The 18915-nt window shown below is 53.4% G+C and carries 14 protein-coding genes and 5 pseudogenes; 4 read left to right on the plus strand and 15 right to left on the minus strand.

The genetic code is table 11. The annotated features are described in order from the left end of the window. Positions 1-3: 3 nt before the first annotated feature. The 9 genes and pseudogenes from BCA33_RS02420 to BCA33_RS02460 all read right to left on the minus strand — a co-directional run bounded on the left by BCA33_RS02420 (position 4) and on the right by BCA33_RS02460 (position 7835). Positions 4-1096, minus strand: a pseudogene (locus BCA33_RS02420) (flagellar basal body P-ring protein FlgI). Next, the gene (gene flgH / locus BCA33_RS02425) at positions 1096-1797 is read right to left on the minus strand and encodes a flagellar basal body L-ring protein FlgH (RefSeq protein WP_071263198.1); all 702 of its coding nucleotides are present in this window, start codon (positions 1795-1797) and stop codon (positions 1096-1098) included. Before flgH ends, BCA33_RS02420 begins: the two are co-directional and overlap by 1 nt. A gap of 58 nt (positions 1798-1855) precedes the next feature. Further along, a pseudogene (gene flgG, locus BCA33_RS02430) lies at positions 1856-2643 on the minus strand (flagellar basal-body rod protein FlgG). A gap of 80 nt (positions 2644-2723) precedes the next feature. After that, positions 2724-3475 (minus strand): annotated as a pseudogene (locus BCA33_RS02435) (flagellar basal body rod protein FlgF). A gap of 87 nt (positions 3476-3562) precedes the next feature. Further along, positions 3563-5452 carry a flagellar hook protein FlgE gene (locus tag BCA33_RS02440; protein ID WP_071263200.1) on the minus strand — a complete coding sequence of 630 codons (1890 nt, stop codon included), beginning with the start codon at positions 5450-5452 and terminating at the stop codon, positions 3563-3565. A 26-nt stretch (positions 5453-5478) separates the two neighbouring features. Then, positions 5479-6156 (minus strand): flagellar hook assembly protein FlgD, encoded by a 678-nt coding sequence (locus tag BCA33_RS02445; RefSeq protein ID WP_071263201.1) that lies wholly within the window; start codon positions 6154-6156, stop codon positions 5479-5481. A gap of 18 nt (positions 6157-6174) precedes the next feature. Next, complete coding sequence (flgC, locus tag BCA33_RS02450; RefSeq protein ID WP_071263202.1) at positions 6175-6624, minus strand: flagellar basal body rod protein FlgC; 450 nt, start codon at positions 6622-6624, stop codon at positions 6175-6177. Positions 6625-6658: 34 nt separating this feature from the next. Beyond that, a complete protein-coding gene (gene flgB / locus BCA33_RS02455) occupies positions 6659-7057 on the minus strand; it encodes a flagellar basal body rod protein FlgB (protein ID WP_071263203.1) in 399 nt (132 codons plus the stop codon). Between the two features lie 223 nt (positions 7058-7280). Continuing rightward, positions 7281-7835, minus strand: coding sequence for a nitroreductase (locus tag BCA33_RS02460; RefSeq protein WP_071263204.1), 555 nt, complete (start codon positions 7833-7835; stop codon positions 7281-7283). Positions 7836-8000: 165 nt separating this feature from the next. Between BCA33_RS02460 and BCA33_RS02465 the strand changes: the two genes are divergently transcribed. Next, positions 8001-9446: an adenylate/guanylate cyclase domain-containing protein gene (locus BCA33_RS02465; protein ID WP_071263205.1), complete on the plus strand. Its 1446-nt coding sequence runs from the start codon at positions 8001-8003 to the stop codon at positions 9444-9446. A gap of 2 nt (positions 9447-9448) precedes the next feature. On the opposite strand, the pseudogene queF reads toward BCA33_RS02465, so the two are convergent. The 3 genes and pseudogenes from queF to BCA33_RS02480 form a co-directional block, all read right to left on the minus strand. Further along, a pseudogene (queF, locus tag BCA33_RS02470) lies at positions 9449-10266 on the minus strand (NADPH-dependent 7-cyano-7-deazaguanine reductase QueF). Between the two features lie 30 nt (positions 10267-10296). Continuing rightward, positions 10297-11070 (minus strand): ABC transporter permease, encoded by a 774-nt coding sequence (locus BCA33_RS02475; protein ID WP_071263206.1) that lies wholly within the window; start codon positions 11068-11070, stop codon positions 10297-10299. Further along, positions 11067-12016: pseudogene (locus BCA33_RS02480) on the minus strand (ABC transporter ATP-binding protein). The gene BCA33_RS02475 and the pseudogene BCA33_RS02480 overlap by 4 nt, the downstream one beginning before the upstream one ends. A 234-nt stretch (positions 12017-12250) precedes the next feature. Between BCA33_RS02480 and BCA33_RS02485 the strand changes: the two are divergent. Beyond that, entirely contained in the window at positions 12251-13399 is a 1149-nt protein-coding gene (locus BCA33_RS02485) for an organic solvent ABC transporter permease (protein ID WP_071263207.1), read from the plus strand. Here the strand turns inward: BCA33_RS02485 and BCA33_RS02490 are convergent. The 3 genes from BCA33_RS02490 to BCA33_RS02500 form a co-directional block, all read right to left on the minus strand. Next, positions 13389-14699: an HD-GYP domain-containing protein gene (locus BCA33_RS02490; RefSeq protein ID WP_071263208.1), complete on the minus strand. Its 1311-nt coding sequence runs from the start codon at positions 14697-14699 to the stop codon at positions 13389-13391. The two genes, BCA33_RS02485 and BCA33_RS02490, sit on opposite strands and share 11 nt — an antisense overlap. A 164-nt stretch (positions 14700-14863) precedes the next feature. Beyond that, entirely contained in the window at positions 14864-15475 is a 612-nt protein-coding gene (locus BCA33_RS02495; protein ID WP_071263209.1) for a hypothetical protein, read from the minus strand. A gap of 78 nt (positions 15476-15553) precedes the next feature. Further along, on the minus strand, positions 15554-15832 hold the full coding sequence (locus BCA33_RS02500) for a PilZ domain-containing protein (RefSeq protein WP_071263210.1): 279 nt from the start codon (positions 15830-15832) through the stop codon (positions 15554-15556). A 226-nt stretch (positions 15833-16058) separates the two neighbouring features. On the opposite strand from BCA33_RS02500, the gene BCA33_RS02505 reads away from it, so the two are divergent. Together BCA33_RS02505 and BCA33_RS02510 are read left to right on the plus strand one after the other, a co-directional pair. Next, the gene (locus BCA33_RS02505; RefSeq protein ID WP_071263211.1) at positions 16059-17075 is read left to right on the plus strand and encodes a Fe(3+) ABC transporter substrate-binding protein; all 1017 of its coding nucleotides are present in this window, start codon (positions 16059-16061) and stop codon (positions 17073-17075) included. 147 nt (positions 17076-17222) lie between these two features. Continuing rightward, the gene (locus tag BCA33_RS02510) at positions 17223-18911 is read left to right on the plus strand and encodes an iron ABC transporter permease (RefSeq protein WP_071263212.1); all 1689 of its coding nucleotides are present in this window, start codon (positions 17223-17225) and stop codon (positions 18909-18911) included. Positions 18912-18915 lie beyond the last annotated feature (4 nt).

Raw genomic sequence — 18915 nt, forward strand, 5'->3', positions numbered from 1 at the left:
CACCTAGATAACAATAAGCTCGGCACGCAAAGCGCCAGCCTGTTTAAGTGCTTCCAGTACCGCCATAACATCCCCCGGGCTGCGCCCACCTGGTTTACCGCCTGAACAATTTCATTCAGCGTAACCGCAGGTCCAAACTTGAACATACGGGCTGGGTCTTCGGTAATGGCAATCTGGGAGTCCTGCTCAATTTCGGTAGTGCCGCCCGCAAACGGGTTAGGCTGCTGAACCGCAGGGTTTTCCTGAATCGTTACCGTAAGGTTGCCGTGGGTAACGGCTGCCGGGCTGACTTTAACGTTCTGCCCTATAACAATGGTGCCTGTACGGCTGTTGATAACCACTTTTGCCGCATCTTCAGCTGGGTCTACCTCAAGGTTCTCCAGAATAGAGAGAAAGCTCACTCTCTGGGATGGGTCACGGGGTGCACGCACAGAAACCGACGTTGCGTCATGGGCATAGGCCATATCTGGCCCCAAGTGCTGATTAACCACTTCCACCACACGGCGAGCGGTTGTGAAATCCGGGCGCATCAGGTTGAAGGTAATCGTGTCACCACGGCTAAAGGGCGAGGCTATTTCCCGCTCAATGGTCGCGCCATTTGGGATACGGCCAACGCTGGGAACATTCACCGTAATGCGCGAGCCGTCTTGCCCCTGGGCTCCAAAGCCGCCTACCACCAAGCTGCCCTGGGCCATCGCATACACGTTACCGTCGGCGCCTTTGAGGGGGCCATCAGCAGGGTTCCGCCCCGCAAGCTGTCGGCATTACCAATGGAGGACGCAGTAATGTCTATTTCCTGGCCGGTTTTGGCAAACGGGGGTAACGTCGCGCTCACGGTAACGGCCGCCACGTTGGCCAGTTTCGGGTTCACCCCCGGCGGCAAGGTAATGCCAAACTGGTTCATCATGTTGCGGAAGGTCTGATTGGTAAACGGCGTTTTATCACCGGTTCCATCCAAACCAACGACCAGGCCATAACCCACAAGCTGGTTGTTACGAACGCCTTTAATCCGCGCCAGGTCCTTCAGGCGATCTGCCATCACAGGCGCAGCCAAAACCGCTAACAACAACGAGAAAACCACGCCTCGGCGTAACATCATAGGGGCCACCACTCACTGTTGAAAAACCGGGCCAGCCAGCCCATTTGGTTCGCCTGATCAAAATCGCCTGTGCCGCCGTACGCAATGCGGGCATCCGCAATGCGGCTGGAAGCCACTATGTTGCCTGGGGCGATATCCTGCGGGCGCACCAAACCGGTAAGCCGCACATATTCATCACCGTTGGTGAGCGACAACCACTTTTCGCCACGAACTTTCAGCACGCCATTTGGCAGCACATCTACTACGGTCACGGTAATACTGCCTGCCAGGCTGTTGCTTTGATCAGCCTCTGCCTGGCCTTGAAAATCCCGCTCGTTTTTTATAGCGGTTGCAATGCCAATGTTGTTTTTACCAAGAATGTTGGGCTCTGGCAGGGAGATATCGCTGTCCTTGGTGATCTTGGTTTCAGCATTTTTGCTGGCTCGTGTTGATTCTTTCAGGGTCACCGTGAGTACATCGCCAATATTCAGGGCCACCGTGTCGCCGTAAAAATTGTAATTGCGGGAGCTTTGGTAGATGGCCCCCGATTCGGGATCACGCTGCATCATCGCCTGAGCACGCACGGGCGCATACGAAGGATCATCCGGCTCAGCGCGCGGCCGGCTCATGGCGGTACATCCCTGCAGCACAGCAAGCACCAAAACCAGAAAACAGGTTCCTGCTGACTTGGTAAACCAGGTTGATGTAGTCGGTTTCATGAGCTCTCCCCTCACACTTTTACCCTCGCGCTTTCACAAAGCGTTCTGCTTCAGCTTATTAGCCAATATTTTGCGTAATGAACTGGAGCATTTGATCGGCTGTGGAAACAACTTTTGAGTTCATCTCGTAAGCACGCTGAGTGGTGATCATATTCACCAGCTCCTCAACCACCTGTACGTTGGATGACTCAACCATGCCCTGCTCCAATGCACCCAACCCGGCAAGCCCGGGCTCGCCTCAGCGGGGTCGCCACTGGCGTTTGTTTCTTTAAACAGGTTGTTACCAATAGCCTGCAGGCCCTGCGGGTTAATGAAACCAACCAGCGTAATCTGGCCCAGGTTAACCGGCGCCGCCTGATCATCCGTAATAGCGGATACGGTGCCATCTTTGCCTATGGTGATGGTTGTCGCGTTATCTGGCACATTGATGTTGGGCTGAAGCAGGTAACCATCCGGGGTCACCACATCGCCATCGGCGTTGAGCTGAAACTGCCCATCGCGGGTGTAGGCAGTCTGGCCATCAGGCATTTGGATCTGTAGAAAGCCACGGCCGTTAACGGCCAAATCCAGAGGCTGCTCCGTTACCTGAAGATTGCCTTGGGAAAACTGTTTTGCCGTACCCACCACGCGTACACCGGTACCCAACTGCAACCCGGAAGGCAGTTCGGAGTTTTGCGTGTTCATGCCACCTGGCTGCCGATTTATCTGGTACAACAAATCCTGGAATACGGCCCTGTCACGCTTGAACCCCGTGGTGTTCACGTTGGCCAGGTTGTTGGAGATGGTCGACATGTTGGTGTCTTGGGCGCTTAGCCCGGTTTTACTAACCCAAAGAGCTGGAAGCATAATCATTACTCCTTGCCGGTGCCTGGCGAGCGGCTAACATTTGCCGCTTCAGGGTTATCCGACTTTGTTTTCAACAGTTATCAGAGGTTCTGCAACAGTCGTGCCGCTGCCTCGGAATTCTCGTTTGCGGTACGCATTACCTTCACTTGCATCTCGTACTGACGGGACAACTGAAGGTTGGAAATCATTTCTTCCACCGCATTTACGTTAGAGCTTTCAAGAAAACCGGAAACCACACGCAACGCAGCATCTGCAGGCTCGCCGCCATCCACGGCCTCGCCTGGCTTGCGGTGAATAAATCCATCCAGGCCTTTTTCAAGAGCTTCCCGGGGGGGGTTAACCAGCTTTAGCCTATCGACCTCAACCAGCTGATCTGGCGGACCGCCCACAGGAATGATGGATACAGTGCCATCGGCACCAACCTGCACATTGTCAAAAGGGGGAAGCGCAACCGGGCCACCGTTACCCAATACCATCTCACCACTGGCCAGGCGCACCATGCCGTTCACATCAATCTGCAAACTGCCAGAGCGGGTAAACACCTCTTCGCCAAGGTTGTTCTGAATGGCCAGCCAGCCGTCACCCTGTAAGGAGATGTCCATCTTCCGGCCGGTTTGCATCAGGCTCCGGCCGACAAATCGGTGCCGGGCCGCTCTGCCATGGCGTATGCACGGGTAGGATGGTGCTCGCCATACACGGGCATGCTCCGGGCCTGGGCAAAGTCTTTCTTGAAGCCTGTGGTGTTTACGTTGGCCAGGTTATTGGCATGGGCGCGTTGGGACAGCATATTCTGCTTGGCGCCAGACATACCGATATAAAGTGCTTTGTCCATGGGACAACTCCTGCCGGAATTTTGACTGTTTCCAGTGCTCTTTCAGACATTCCTGCAGGAGTCGTGCCAAGCTTACATCAAAGCCTTTTAGCGGAGGTTGATGATGGTCTGAGTGACCGCATCGGAGGTTTCAATCGTTTTGGCGTTTGCCTGATAGTTGCGCTGAGCAATGATCAAGTTCACCAGCTCACCAGAAAGATCCACATTGGATTCTTCTACCGAGCTGGCCTTAATACCACCGAGTGTTCCTGTGTCGGGTTTGCCAATAACCGGTTGTCCAGATTCGAAGGTTTCAACCCAGCTGGTATCTCCTACAGCTGACAGCCCATCAGTGTTGCTGAAAGAAGCCAAGGCAACCTGCCCAAGGGACTTAGACTGACCATTGGTATAGCGGGCAAACAGGATCCCCTCGGAAGACACATCAAGACCGGAAAGCCGGCCAGTTGTGTAGCCATTCTGGCGCTGATCATCAACACCAAACGTTGCGCCATACTGGGTGGTTTCTCCCAAGCTCAACACAAAGGCTGATGTGGTTGGGGGATCCGGAATCGGAGTAACCACCGTTGCACCTGCCGCAGGAGGGCCGTCGGAACCGTTAGGCTGACCGTTCTTGTCTTTAGGAACCCAGTCGGTGATTACAATTTCACCGCTGGCATCACCATTAATAGATTGCAGGGTACCGTCTTGGTCAAATCTCGCGGTATAAGGCGTAGCATCAGTACCCGCAACCATTTCACCATCAATCTGCAGATAAACAGACCATTCACTCACCCCCACGCCATTGCCCGGTGAAGGCTCCTTCACGAAAAACTGCGTGAGTTCGTGGGAATTACCCAAGCTATCGAAAATTGACGTTGAGGTGGCGTGGTTATAAGTACGCTGATCCTGCGGGTTGAACTCGTTGGTTATACGTATGGGCGACTGGCCATACTCAGTTACAAAGTTATTGCCAGAGCCACCGGTTGCAGTGACACCTGCAATCGTACGATCGCCAGTTACGTTAATATCGCCGGTCTCCGATACCGTGTTACTCGCGCCACCCGAGCCATCATTGTAAGTAATATCAAGGTTCTCACCTTGGTTATGACTAACACGCAGCACATTGTTACCGGTTCCATCGTCCACAATGGCGGCGGAGATCGCGGTATCGCTTGAATCATTGATCGCGGCCTTGAGTTCTTCAAGGCTGCTCACATTGCTGGTGTCTAGCTGAAGCGGTGCACCGTTGACTCTCAGTTCGAATGAGAAGCCTGCCGCTGCAACATCGGCGTCGCTAAGACCCAAATTTGCAGTTGTGGTCGCTGAGGCACTCAACCCTGGTGCCGTGGTTAGCTTGTCTGCAATTTGGCGGGCAGTGGTCAAACCACTCAAATCCACCGAATAAGCGGGTGTGCCGTCGGTATAGGTCATCTCGAACTGCTCGCCGTTCACATCGCCAAATGCCAGCGGCCCCACATCACGCACCCGGGACTCAAGCACCGACTCGCGGGAATCCAGGTTTAAATCAGAACGCAAGTTGGTGGTGCGACGTGGCGCCAAGTTATCCGTCGCAATTTCGAGGTCACCACGAATACCCGAGAGATTACCATCCCCATCAGCGGTGAAACCCTGAACCCGCATAGACTGGTTATTCACCACAAAACCATCTTTATCAATGGTGAACTGCCCAGCTCGGGAGTAACGGGTTTCACCGCCATTATTCAGAACAAAGAAGCCATCGCCCTCAATGGCCATATCCAATCCATTGTCTGTAAAGCTAATATTGCCCTGGCCAAATGATTGCTTTATGCCCTGTACGTTTACACCATCACCAACAGGGTTAGAGCCGCCGCTGAGAAAACCATTGGCGTAAAGATCGCCGAACTGCACGCGGCTACTCTTAAAACCAACCGTGCTGGCGTTGGCAATATTGTTGCCGGTTACGTCCAGATCTACCGCTGCCGCCCTAAGGCCACTGAGCCCTGTATTAAAAGCCATAATTCACCCCCAGTCTGACACCGGTATTAATTGATTTGTTTAACATCTGACAGCGCAATAGAACCCATGCCTGCCAAGTTAAGGGTCACGGAGCCACCCTGGCCCAACGAAACACTGTCTACATTGGCACTAACAAGGGTTGGAAGCTGCACACTGCCCTGCGGATAAGACCCTTCAGCTACAATCTTGTACGGCCCAGGCGGCAAGCTGTTGCCGTCACCGTCCTTGCCATCCCAGCTGAACGCTTTAACACCCGCCGAGCTACTGCCAAGTTCAATCTGGCGCACCAGCTCACCGCTGGAATTTTGGATAGACACACGCACGTCTCCAGTAGACGCCGGCACCTGAATGTTGCCCGAGATTTCACCCTCAGCGCCTAAAATCCCCACTTCGGAAGGTGCCAATACTGTCTTACCTACCATCGCCGATGCCTGAAGCGCCTGAGTGGAGCGGAACTGCCCAACCACATCATCCACGGTGCCAGAGAGCTTCTGCATCTCTTCCAGCGAGCTGAACTGAGCAAGCTGCGAAATAAACTCGCCGTTATCCTGGGGCTCCAGTGGGTTCTGGTTTTTGAGCTGCGCCAGCATCAATTCCATGAACTCGTTCTTGCCAAGCTCGCCATTGCCACCTGCAGCAGTTTGCGGCTGGGATCTGTAATTACCCAGTACGTCACCGGCCTGCGTTGCGTTAACTGCACTCATGATTCGATCCTCGCCCCGTTACTGCTGACCAAGTGTCAGGATGCGCTGCATCATGGATTTGGCCGTGTTCATAATGTCCACGTTCATCTGAAAACTTCTTGAGGAAGACATCATGTCGGCCATCTCTTCCACCACGTTTACATTGGGATAAAATACATAACCGTCTTCATTCGCTGCCGGGTGATGCGGCTCGTAACGCATCTGTAGCTCGGCATTGCTTTCAACAATACCCTCCACACGAACACCCGCACTTGCATCCTCTCCCGCCTGAACACCAAAGCCCTGCTGACCCGGGTTCATCATGGATTGCTGGATTGCCGAGAAAACCGGCTTGCGTGCGCGGTAAGTGGTCTCCGTACTTGAGCTTGCGGTTTCTGCGTTTGCAATGTTTGAGGCGGTGGTGTTCAGCCGCAGCGATTGCGCTGTCATGCCGGAACCGGCGATGTCAAAGATGCTGCCAAGTGACATGATGTCTCTCCTTCGCTAATCGTGGAACGGCGGCTTACTCGCCTTTCAAGGCTTTGGTCAGGCCGGTAAATTTGCTATTTAAAAACTGGAAACTTGCCTGGTAATCCATCGCGTTGCGCATGAACCGGGTCTGCTCTGCCTGTGCATCAACCGTATTACCATCAACGGAAGGCTGGTTTGGCACCCGGTACATTAAATCCGAATCTCCGGCACCTGCAGACGTATCCATATGGCCGGCGTGGGTTTTCTCCATGCCAAAGCCGCTCATATTGTCCTGGGCCTTTTGCATCATGGCCTGGAAATCGAGATCTCGGGCCTTAAAGCCCGGCGTATCAGCGTTAGCCATGTTGTTTGCCAGAACTTCAGCGCGCTTTACTCTGGCTTCCAGTGCGTGCTCGTGAATGCCAAGAGCCTTATCAAACGTAATCGCCATACAACCTCCGAATCCTGTCGCCGGCCATGAATACGTTGCCGGGTTTGCTCTATGCCAGAACTAAAGCAATGCTAATGCCAGCTTTTGTGATGCAACTGAATTCGGGTGCTTACAGCTGGTTACGAGAGGTGCAAGAAAAGAAAAGCGGAAAAGAAGCGGCAAACGAAAATGAAAGCGGCAAGCTGTTTCCCCCACCCAGTGGGCAGGGAAAACGCGGGTTTACCTACTTTGGCCAACGAGCGACAAACTCAGCTAACTCTGGCCTCGGCACGTCTGGTTTGGTAGAGGAAACGGTGCCCGTGTAGAGAAAGCCGGTAATGGACTCGCCTTTTTCAAGACCAAGCCCTTCAAGAACCACCGGGTTGTACGCCATGTCGCCAGTGCGCCACATAACGCCGTACCCGGCATCCTGCAGAGCCAACCCAAGAAAACTCATGCTCGCGCCCGCAGAGAGCAACTGCTCAACTTCCGGTACCTTGTGATGCTTTTGCACAGAGGCAATCCCAACGATGACCATGGGTGCGCGCATGGCTTTCTTATGCATCTTTTCAAGCTTGGGGCCATCGATGTTATCGGAATAGGCTGCGGCGAACAGATCCCCCAAAGCTTTCAGGTCTTCACCTTCGATAACAAGGTAACGCCAGGGTCGCAACAAGGCATGATCCGGTGCCCGGGAGGCGCAAGAAAATGCGCGCTCGAGTGTTACGGCATCCGGAGCTGGCGCTTCCAGCCGTGGCTCAGATGCCCGGTTGAGCAAGAAGTCAGTGACTGAACTCATATCTATAATTTTCCGGTAGCTGAATTCTGTTCCGTTAACGCTTAAGTAAGTCCCGTGAATTGTGGGTTATACGTAATGCTGTTAACCTTTAGTAGTAGTGCAAACCCTACTCTGCATAACACAATTAAAACCATACGGTTCCAGCGCCATGAGTGACCCGCGTACATGATGAGTGCTCCGGCAGATCTGCGCAATGCCAGCAACAGCGTAGAAAAATCACTGGCATCCGAGGCTTTGAACAGCCCGGTGGTCATACCCCCAATGCCCGATTACAACGGGCGCCTACTGGCCTATACAGCGACAACCGCCATTATTATTGTGGGCGAACTGCAAGGTGTGTTTCCCCAGTGGAACCTTTGGCTGATTGCCGGCGCCTTGATTTGGCCCCACATTGCACACTTGCTCACCCGGCGCACGTTTCTGAGAAACTCCCCCCGCATCCGCCAGAAGATGCTTATTGCGGACTGTGTGATTGGCGGTGGCTTCATCGGCTGTATCGGTTTGGTTGCCATCCCCTCTGCCTCGGTCGCCCTGATGTTGATGTTCAGCGCCCTGATCGTTGGTGGCATTCGGCAATGGCTGATCGGCTCTGGCTTTATGGCCGCCTCTATTGTGGTTTTCTTGGCCCTCTCTGGCCAGGCAGAGTCGTTCCAGTCACCCCTGCTCACCAGCATGCTGTCTATATTATCCACGGGTCTTTATATCTGTGTGACAGCATTTTATTCCCACCAGCAAGCCCGCGCCCTTATGCTGGCAAAAACCCAGATACAAAACCAGCGTGAGCAATCCATCGCGCTCTCCCACAAGCTTTCAAAATACCTTTCACCGCAGGTATGGCAATCTATCTTTACCGGTGAACGAGATGTACGCCTTGAAACTCAGCGCAAAAAACTCGCCATTTTCTTCTCCGATATAAAAGGCTTTACCGAACTCTCCGAAGAAATGGAGCCAGAAGCGCTTACAGAGTTGTTAAACCACTACTTTAACGGAATGTCTGAAGTAGCTCTCAGGTACGGCGGCACCATCGACAAGTTTGTGGGCGATTCCATCATGGTGTTCTTTGGCGACCCTACAAGCCGCGGCCAGAGAGAAGACGCCTTCGCTTGCGTGTCCATGGCAATCGACATGCGCAAGCATATGAAAATCATGCGGCAAAAGTGGCGCAGCCAGGGCATAAAAACCCCGCTAGAGATTCGCATGGGCATCAGCACCGGTTACACAACTGTGGGTAACTTTGGCGCCGAGAACCGCATGGATTACACCATTATTGGCAAGGAGGTTAACCTTGCCAGCAGGCTGGAATCCCTCGCGGAGCCGGGCGAGATTCTTGTCTCCTACGAGACCTTCTCACTGATCAAAGACCGGATTATGTGCCGTGATAAGGGCGAGATTACGGTGAAAGGTTTCGGCAAACCCGTGCCTATTTATGAAGTCGTGGATTTCCGCAGAGATATGGGGCCAAACCGCAGCTTTATGGAGCACGAGCACAGCGGCTTTGCCATGTATCTGGATTCCGACAAAATTACCGAAAGGGAGCGTAAGACCATTCTCAGCGCTCTGGAAGATGCCACAGAGCGCCTGCGCCACGAAGAAGACAGCGCTCGGGACTGATTTTACTGCCGAATCAACCTTGGCCCGGCCTGCTCCTCTGGCTCTGTGCTGCGCCAAGGATTGATATCAAGGCCACCGCGGCGCGTGTAACGGGCACACACAGTCAGGCTTTGAGGCTTGCAGTGGTTTAACAGATCCGTGAATAACGTCTCCACACAATGCTCGTGAAAATCCTGCTTTTGCCGAAAGCTCACGATGTACCGCAATAACCCGGCCCGATCTATTGCGGGCCCGGTATAACTTACCAGTACTGTTCCCCAGTCCGGCTGGCCGGTCACCGGGCAATTGCTCTTCAAAAGGTGAGAACAAAGCTTCTCGGTAACCACAGCCCCTGGCGCAGATAGCGACTCAGGGGCGTAGTCATACACCACATCGTCAACCACCTCGTTATCAACCAACTCGTAACCAGATGGGCGCCCAGTAGCTGTGCCAGAATCATCCACGCTCAAGAACCGCACATTCACCGCGGCACCACAGGCACTGGATAAGTCCCCGGTTACGATTTCAGCAACCTGGCCTGCAGATGAGAACACCGTCTGGTTCAGGGAGTTCAGATAAAGCTTGAACGACTTGGATTCGATAAGCGACGGCGAGGCCGCCGGAAACCGGATTTCTGCCCAAGCCACCTCCGGAATGCCACCAGGCGCAACCAGGAAATTTCCCAGGCCTGCCAAAGATCCCCTCCAAACCACGGCCAACGGCCGTCTTCAAGACCGATGCGGCGCCGATTTTCCTCTCGCGCAACCGGAAAAAGCAGGGCGGGATCGTAGCGATCCGGGTAGTCGCTGGCTTTGCCAAGCGGCGCGTTATCAAGTGCCATAGAATTACCTAAAAATAAGCCTGTCTTAAATTAGTGGCGTATGCCCTTCCCGCGCGCCAGCAACTTCAGCGCAATGAAGGAAAGCACAGCAATGAACACCAGAATCATACCAAGGGACACAAACGGGCTTACATCTGAAACCCCGAGTATGCCAAACCGGAAGCCGTTCACCATATACAGAATGGGGTTCACCATAGAAACGCCTTGCCAAAAATTCGGCAGCAGGTCGATGCTGTAGAACACCCCACCCAGGTACGTGAGAGGCGTGAGAATAAACGTAGGCACAATGGAAACATCGTCAAACTTGGTAGCCAGCAGCGCATTAATAAACCCACCCACCGCAAACAAGGCGGAGGTTAGAAATACGGTTATGACAACCATGGGCAGGTTATGAATCTGCAGACGGGTAAAGGCCAGCGACAACAGAGTTACAATAACGCCTATCCCCAAACCACGCGCCATGCCCCCAGTCACATAGCCTGCCAGTATCACCCAGTTTGGCACCGGCGAAACCAGTAACTCTTCAACGCTGCGCTGAAATTTCATGGAGAAAAACGACGACACCACGTTGGCATACGAGCTGGTAATAACCGCCATCATAATCAGCCCGGGCACGATGAACGACATATAGTCGAAACCGCCCATTTCACCGATTCTGGAACCGATCAGGTTGCCAAAAATAATAAAATACAGGGTCATGGTGACCGCCGGCGGAAGCAGAGTCTGCGGCCAGATGCGGGTAAACCGACGAATCTCTCGCTGCACAATGGTGCCGTACGCGGTGAACAGAGCGTGAGCATTCATGTTCTGCCCTCCGTTATCCCTTCTGCCGTGGGTGCATTGTGCTCAACCATACGGATAAACAATTCCTCCAGCCTGTTTGCCTTGGTTCGCATGCTGACTACTTTTATCCCTTTGCGCTCCAGCTGTATGAACACGTCGTTAAGCGCCTGTCCTTTATGTACATCCACCTCTAGCACGCCTTCGTCGTCTAGCCGACATGAGAAGCCCTCAAGTTCCGGCGCTTTATCCAGAGCCATCTCGGCATCCAGCAAAAACGTCTCAAGGCTGAGCTGCTGCAACAGTTCCCGTTTGCTGGTGTTCCGGATAATACGGCCGTGATCAATAATGGCGATGTTCCGGCACAGGCTTCCGCCTCTTCCAGGTAGTGTGTTGTCAGTATGATGGTGGTGCCCTGCCGATTCATTTCCTCAAGAAACGACCACATGGAGCGCCGCAGCTCGATATCCACACCCGCCGTAGGCTCATCAAGAATAAGCAGCTTAGGCTCATGCACCAGAGCACGGGCAATCATCAGCCTGCGTTTCATGCCACCAGACAGCATTCGCGCTGGGGTGTTGCGCTTATCCCAGAGCCCCAGTTTTTTCAGATATTTTTCAGCAGAAATGGCTGCTTTTTTGAGAGGAATTCCGTAATACCCAGCCTGAATGGTGACAATATCAAACACCTTTTCAAACTGATTGAAATTGAACTCCTGAGGCACAACACCTAAATGGAGCTTGGCATCGGAAAGGTGGGTATCAATATCGTAGCCAAACACCTTTACCTTGCCTGCGGATTTTGTCACCAGTGAACACACAATGCCCAGCGTGGTGGATTTTCCAGCACCGTTTGGCCCCAGCAGTGCAAAGAAGTCGCCTTGTGCTACGTGAAGGTCAATTCCCTTCAGCGCTTCAAATCCGCTGGCGTAGGTTTTGGTGAGCCCCTCAATTTCCAGAGCATTGGTCATAACAGGTTCCGGTTCGAAAAAAAGCGATATTCAAGAGACACTCTTTTATTGAGGCATGTCAGGTTTTTTCAAGGCAGGCGCAATCTCTACAAGCCCCGCAAAATCCGCAAACTGCGACAGGTATCCCGATATAGCCCCAGCTGGCTGCCTATAATGCGGTTACAACAATTTACAATCGGCCGCCCACACCCGTTTCGCTGGCGCGGCCCAAACTCAGGGAATGAAAGACGAACCATGGCTGCCGTTCACCTCACTCGCCCATCATTTACTCTGTCCCGTTCGCTTCTTGCCGCCTTTATTATAAGCCCGCTTCTCACCGGGTGTTTGAGTAGCGACAGTGGTGGCTCCGACAATGACACGAGCACCGGTAAAGTTAATGCTTTGGGAGTTAGCGGGTTAACCTACCAAACCGCCAGCCAGTCCGGCAAAACCAACACCGAAGGCCAATTCCAGTACTACCCAGGTGAAACCCTCAGCCTTTGGGTAGGCGATCTGCCTATCGCAGAAGGCGTACCGGCACAGGAATGGGTCACACCGCTGGAATTCTTTCCGGACATCCGCGCATTGCTACAGATCCCATCTGTTGATGCGGAGGGCTTGAGCACACACACAATTACCGAGCAGCAGCTTATTAACCGTGTGCCCGTGACTAACCTCACCCGCTTTCTTATTGCCCTGAACTGGACTGAGAGCGTGCGGGAAGGCGAAGGAATCGAGATTCGGGATCGTGTTATAAAACAATTGAATGCAGCGCTGCCGAAACTCACCGGGCCAATCGACTTCGGCGTTAGCCAGACCGAATTTGACGCAACCGGCTCCACCCCCTCACCCGCCAACCAGTTACTTGCTGAAATTTGCTTCTACCCAGCCGGCAACGAACTGTGCGAAGAGCCCCCAACCGAAGCCGACATAGACTCAGCACCGGAACGCCCGGAAAACGAGGACGACTGGGACCCAGACGTTGAGTACAAACAGGATTTAAGAGCAAAAAAACAGCGCATCATCGAAGCCGCCCGCTCTATGGAAGAATTTGATGCCGAAAACGCCAGGGACTACCTGAAGCGTGAATTAACGAAGATCACAATCACCATCGGAAACCGCTTTTATCTGGACAATCACACAGCCAAACACTCGGTGAGCGACACAAGCAACAAGCGGGTGAAAATACAGCGCATCGGCGACGGTGTTGAGATTGCAGATATGGATGCCCTCACCACCCGACCACAGGATGTGGTTTTACATTCTTACAGTGCGCAAATGGCAGAAGTAGAGTATTACGTAGGTGGGCCAGTAGACGGTGAATCCGAGATTGTGATCAGTTTTTTACCAGAAAACACGTATCGGTGGGTGCGAAAAACCCTGCGAGTTGTTATTACCAACTAACCAGCCGGCCAAGACTCCAGCGAGATTCTGCACCGGTTACATCGTAACCGGCCGGATCTAAACCCTCAGTTCCGTGGACCAGGCATTCCTTAATGGCCAGGATTTCTGCTGCTGCACGGCTTTCGTTATATTTCGCCAGATCCACAACCTTCGCCGCTTTCAGCGGAGATTGATAACGGTCTGTCATAAGCATTACCCGGGGCCACAGCCGGCGCTCGGGAGAATGAGAGATCACAATGCCTCGCTGGCCATCGGTTAATTCCACAAGACTACCCGTGGGATATATACCAATCGCCCGAATAAAGCCTTCAACCAAATCGTCCTGAAACTCAATGTTGCGCATATCGTAGAGCAGAGTGACCGCTTTTGCTGGCGTCATAGGCTCCGCCGAACTTTCTCTCGGCCCAATAAGTGACTCAAAGAACTCTGCCAGCCCGGCAATTTTCGCCAACAGCGGAATTCTGTCACCGCGAATACCTTCAGGAAAGCCCGAACCGTTGTGGCGCTCACGATGGCCTTGCACAATACTTAACACTGCCCGTGAAAGCCCGCTGAACTCAAGCATCGCCATGCCTTTATCAACATAGGTGCGGTACAGAGCATACTCTTCAGGGCCTAGCTGCCCTTCACGGGTAAGCAAGTCTTCAGGCAGTTGTGTTTTGCCAACCTGAGATAACAAGCAACCCAAGCCAAGGTGGTTCAGCAAGCCTTCGTTCAGCCCCAGCTGGCGCCCGCAAACAAGAGCCCAAACCGATGTGTTCAGCGCGTGCCGGTATACGTGGTTGTCGTGCTGCCGAATGCGACTTAGCCATAGCAACGCATCCGGCTGACGAATCACGCTGCGCACCATTTTATTGATAACCGCAGCCACCGGCCGCAGATCCCTGGCTTCTTGTGAAGTCACAGCTGCATATAGCTGCTCAAGTGCAACGCCCGCATCTTCAAGCAGGTGCTTTGATACCTTCATTTCCCGCTTCAACGTCGTAGCGGCCTGGTACTTTACAGGTTCACGTATACTCAGCGGAGGGAGGTGAAGCTCTTCGCGCCCGCCGCCTCGTTGCCCACCTTTGGCTCCAAACGCCGGCCGAACAACTCTGGAAAGCTCAACGGAATCCCGAGCTTCTGCAACATCAACAGACACCCAACTGCAGTGGGAAACAAGAGCCCGAATATCGTCCTGGGAGCGAATGCGGAACCCTTGAATAGGAAAAGGCGTCTGATGCCACGGGCGATCCAGGTCAGACACAAACATGCCTACCTCCAGATCACGCACCGCTATTTTTTTCTGACAGACGCCCACTACTCTCTCCCTAATAGGATTTTTTTAGTCGGTACCATTCTTGTACGGCGGCAGGAAATAGTCCATTACAGTTTGGTAGCTCAAAGTAACGACAAAAGCACAAATCGTAACGACATTATTCAATCGGAAACAACTTGTAGCAACGTGACCGGCGTCACACCCCATCAATCCGCATTACATTCAGAACGATTAAACTTTGGTGGCCTGGCACTGAGAGCGCCGCGAAGCGTTTTGCGGCTGTAAACCGTGTAAGGCACAGCTGAGGCGCGGATGTAATCAACATTCTCCTTGTCTTCACCCTCGCCTCTAATCGCAGAAACAGGCGCGCACGCAACCAGCAATTCCAGCCGGCCAGATATATCTGCAATTCTTGCGTGAGGATCAGAGGGGTTCACCGACATGCATACATCACTGTCACTTGCCGCCTGAGCTACCTGAACCCGTCGGTCTCTGCTGCGATCACCACAGGCGCGAATACCCGGGCCACAAGCCCCCGCCTCGGCGTGACTACCGTCGTATAACTGCCAAACCCGCTCACTACACTGAGTTTCAAGCGTTAGGGGTGTGGCACGATCGGATACGAACCACCAGGAGGGGTATTCAGCGCTGTGCCAGGACAAGCGGACTGCTCTCGGCTCGCCTTGAGAGTTTTCGGCAGGAAACATGGCGTAATGAGAGTAATAGGTAGCACACCCAGCTTGCACCAAAAGCAACCCGGTTAACGCCAGCGAGCGCGTAACGCTCTTGAAAATTCGATGAAAACCAGAAGCAGTCATGAGTCTCTCGTTGTTCCTTAACGACAATCTCACCGGAGAAACGACATTATCCGTGGAAAAGCGCTGTAAAAATGCCTGTCAGTTAACACTCTCATCAAACTGTAAGCCGTATCCATCACTGGTAATACGAACAACAACCATATTGAGCACGGGTGCCGGTACCGGTAGCCCTTGCACCTGTACCTCTACCTTATCCCCCATCTCGGGAGTAAAGGGGTCATTGTCTACCACAACAAATACGCCACCATCTGATATATCCCGGGTAGAGAAGACAAACTCGCCCAGTTGCTCATGGCTCACTTTTACTTTGGCACTCATCGCTGTGCGACAGTGCCCTCTGCGATCATCTACACCCATCTGCAACGTTCCACTGCTTTACTACGGTACGTAGTAGATTAACGTATGTGCTTGCGAAGCGTATCGTTTATACAACACCACGTAGAATAATACTATTTTGAAAGAAGTACACCAAAGGGAATATTGACTTCATGCGTAACACAAATGAGAATGGTTGGCGTTTTTAGGCGCCTGTGACTCTCAAACACAAGCGCGCACCACACCAGCATCATAAAAGGATGGCATCATGCGCATGAAACTCGCCGCAACTGCGGCAATCGCTCTTACCGCTCTTCCCATTGCCGCGTCTGCCGACGGCGAAGTTAATATCTACTCATATCGCCAGGCCTACCTTCTTGAACCACTATTGAATGCTTTTGAAAAAGAAACTGGCATCAAGAGCAACGTAGTCTTTGCCAAGCAGGGCCTAGCCGAGCGCTTGGAGCGTGAAGGCCGCAACAGCCCCGCAGATGTGGTGATGACCGTAGACATCTCACGCCTCAATGAGCTGGTTGAGCGTGATCTTGTTCAAGCTGTGGACAACGACATTCTGAACAAAAACGTGCCGGCAAGCTTGCGCCATCCAGAGGGCAAGTGGATTGCCCTCACCACACGGGCGCGGCTCATCTATACCTCTAAAGAGCGTGTTGAAGAAGGTGAAATCACCACCTACGAACAGCTGGCCGATGACAAGTGGGATAACCGCATTTGTACCCGCAGCGGCAAGCACCCGTACAACATTGCCCTGATCTCATCGATGATTGCTCATCACGGCGAAGCTGAAACAGAAACCTGGCTAAAAGGGGTTAAAGACAATCTAGCGCGCAAGCCTCAAGGCGGCGATCGCGATCAGATTAAAGCGATTGCAGAAGGCGTGTGCGATGTCTCTATCGGCAACAGCTACTATTACGGCAACATGCTGCAGGATGAAAACCAGCGCCCAGCCGCAGAAGCGGTTCGCCTGGTATTCCCGAACGCAGATGGCCGCGGAACCCACATCAACATCAGTGGCATTTCCCTTACCAAAAGCGCCCCAAACCGGGAGAATGCAATCAAGCTGATGGAGTTCCTGTCGTCGCCGGAAGCCCAGGGCATCTACGCCACGGCTAACACCGAATACCCGGCAAACCCGAACGTAAAGCCCACCGGGCTGGTTGCGGAATGGGGCGAGATCCAGCCAGACAGCCTCTCCCTGCAAGATATCGCAGAAAAACGTAACGCGGCGGTCAAACTGGTTGACCGTGTAGACTACGACGGCGAGTAAGCGCCTTGGCTTGGGCGGCATTGCCGCCCAGGCTTTCACTTTTTATCACCCCTACAAATGATTCTGATCATTGCAGCGGCTATTTGAGCTGATTACAATCGACACCCTTCCGTCTCTTTACCCTTATTAAAAAATAACAGGAACCCTATGAGCGAGGCCGCCACCAGCGTTAACCCCGGGCTTACCCAGCCCTTGCTGGCAAAGCGAACCTCCCGCCGTTGGCTTTTCAGTGCGCTACTAACCACCGCCATCGTCGCTCTGCCGGTTTTGTCCGTCATTTTTCTGGCCTTCTTCCCTGAAGAAAACATCTGGCCACACCTGATAGACACCACACTGCCCCGCTACCTTGTAACAACCATAAAGCTTATGGCCGGGGTTGGCGCTATTACTCTGGTCATCGGCCTTTCAACTGCCTGGGCCGTCACCATGTGCGAATTCCCCGGTCGCAAATTTTTTGAATGGGCCATGCTGCTGCCTTTTGCCGTTCCGGCGTATGTGATCGCCTATGTTTATACCAGCCTTCTGGATTACGCCGGCCCAGTTCAGGGCGCAATGAGGGATGTGTTTGGCTGGACTAACGCAGCCGATTACTGGTTCCCTGAAATTCGCAGCCTGGAAGGGGCCACACTGATGATAGGCCTGGTGCTCTATCCTTATGTGTATCTTCTTGCCCGTGCCGCGTTCCTCGAACAGTCCCCTTCCCTGTTTGCAGTCAGTCGTAGCCTCGGCCACTCGGCACTGAGTACATTTTTCAAAGTGGTTCTGCCCATCGCCCGCCCCGCCGTTGCGGTTGGCCTTTCTTTAGTGCTGATGGAAACACTGAACGACTTCGGCACCGTGGATTTCTTTGCCGTGCAAACACTCACCGCCGGCCTGTTTGATACCTGGATGAACCTGGGCAACCTGGGCGGTGCGGCCCAAATAGCCACAACCATGCTCATCTTTGTGGTTATCCTGGTCACACTGGAACGCTATTCCCGCCGGCGCCAGCAACAGTTCGCCGCCCGAGACAACCGCGACCCAATCCGCCGTTTTACCATGTCATTTCCACGGCAGCTTATCTGCGTTGCCGTCTGTGCTGTCCCTGTCCTGCTCGGGTTTATTATTCCCGGGCTAACCTTGGGCGTATACGCGTGGGAGTACTTCGATGAAAGCTGGAACCCGGTATTTATTCGCAACACCCTTAACAGCCTGTTCCTCTCGGGCACAGCCGCGTTCACCACGCTGCTAATTGGCGTTACCCTGGCCTACAGCCGCAGGCTTCACGACACTCGCGGAATGCAGGTGCTTATGCGCCTCTCAAGCCTGGGTTACGCCATGCCAGGGGCGGTATTGGCCGTGGGTGTCATAGTACCCCTGGCAGGTTTTGATAATTGGGTAGACAGTCTGATGCGGGATTACTTCGGCGTGAGCACTGGCCTGTTACTCAGTGGCTCGGCATTCGCCATCGTGTTTGCTTACACAGTCAGGTTCCTGGCAGTATCTGCCGGTAGCGTAGAAAGCGCATTGCAAAAGATTACCCCGAGCATGGATATGGCATCGCGCTCATTGGGCAACAGCCCGGGCAAAACATTGGTAAAGGTTCACCTGCCTATGCTTCGCGGTACATTGATTACCGCCGCACTGGTGGTTTTCGTGGACTGCATGAAAGAGTTGCCCGCCACGCTGATACTCAGGCCGTTTAACTTTGAAACCCTGGCAACCTACGTGTACCAGTTTGCCTCCGACGAGCGCCTGTACCACAGCGCCCTGCCGGCTCTCATTATTGTCTTGGCTGGCATTATTCCGATCATTCTAATGAGCCGGTCTATCTCCAACACCCGTTCAATAGCCTGACACC

The sequence above is a fragment of the Marinobacter sp. AC-23 genome (genome assembly GCF_001858325.1).
Lineage (GTDB): Bacteria > Pseudomonadota > Gammaproteobacteria > Pseudomonadales > Oleiphilaceae > Marinobacter.